At 74.0% G+C, this 1,129-nt stretch carries 1 protein-coding gene; it reads left to right on the plus strand.

From position 1 onward, the window contains the following. Positions 1-53: 53 nt before the first annotated feature. On the plus strand, positions 54-1,129 hold a 1,076-nt coding region (locus ACYVE9_RS27800), incomplete at its 3' end, for an adenosylmethionine--8-amino-7-oxononanoate transaminase (RefSeq protein ID WP_461030655.1).

Genomic DNA, 1,129 nt, shown 5'->3' on the forward strand with positions numbered 1-1,129 from the left:
GGGTGCGCGCGTCGCGGTGCGCCGCCGGGGTGCCGGTACGGACCTGCCGCCCAATGCGTGAGCCGATGCCCCTGGACGAGCTGCTGGCCCTGGACCGGCAGCACGTCTGGCATCCGTACGGACCGATGCCCGGGCGCCGGGCGCCCCTCGCGGTCGAGTCGGCGTCCGGTGTCCGGCTGCGGCTCGCCGAGCCCGTCGAGGGCCGGCGGGAACTCGTCGACGGCATGTCGTCGTGGTGGTCGGCCGTGCACGGCTACAACCACCCGGTGCTGAACGAGGCCGCCCGTGAGCAGTTGGGGCGGATGAGCCACGTGATGTTCGGCGGGCTCACCCACGAGCCGGCCGTGCGGCTGGCCAAGCGGCTCGTCGACATCACCCCGGAGGGCCTGGAACACGTCTTCCTCGCCGACTCCGGTTCGGTGTCGGTCGAGGTCGCGGTGAAGATGTGCCTGCAGTACTGGCGGTCGGTCGGTGAGCCGGGCAGGCAGCGGCTGCTGACCTGGCGCGGCGGTTACCACGGCGACACCTGGCAGCCGATGTCGGTGTGCGATCCGGACGGCGGCATGCACCACCTGTGGTCGGGGGTGCTGCCCCGGCAGGTCTTCACCCCCGCTCCGCCCGCCGGTTTCGACGCCGAGCCCGACCCCGCCTACGCGGCCGAGCTGCGGGAGGCGGTGCGCGCGCACGCCCACGAGCTGGCCGCGGTGGTGGTCGAACCGGTCGTCCAGGGCGCTGGCGGCATGCGGTTCCACTCCCCCGCGTACCTGCGGGTGCTGCGTGAGGTGTGCGACGAGACGGGTGCGCTGCTGGTGCTCGACGAGATCGCCACCGGCTTCGGCCGGACGGGCGCGCTGTTCGCCGCGGAACACGCCGGCATCAGCCCCGACGTGATGTGCGTCGGCAAGGCGCTTACCGGCGGATACCTCACCATGGCGGCGACGCTGTGCTCGCCGCGGGTGGCCGAGGGCATCTCCCGCGGTGAGGTGCCCGTGCTGGCCCACGGGCCGACGTTCATGGCGAACCCGCTGGCCGCGGCGGTCGCCGACGCGTCGGTGGGCCTGCTGCTCGACCAGGACTGGAGGGGCGAGGTGCGGCGCGTGGAGGCCGGTCTGCGGGCCGGCCTGGCCGA

This window comes from Streptomyces sparsus (genome assembly GCF_054776295.1).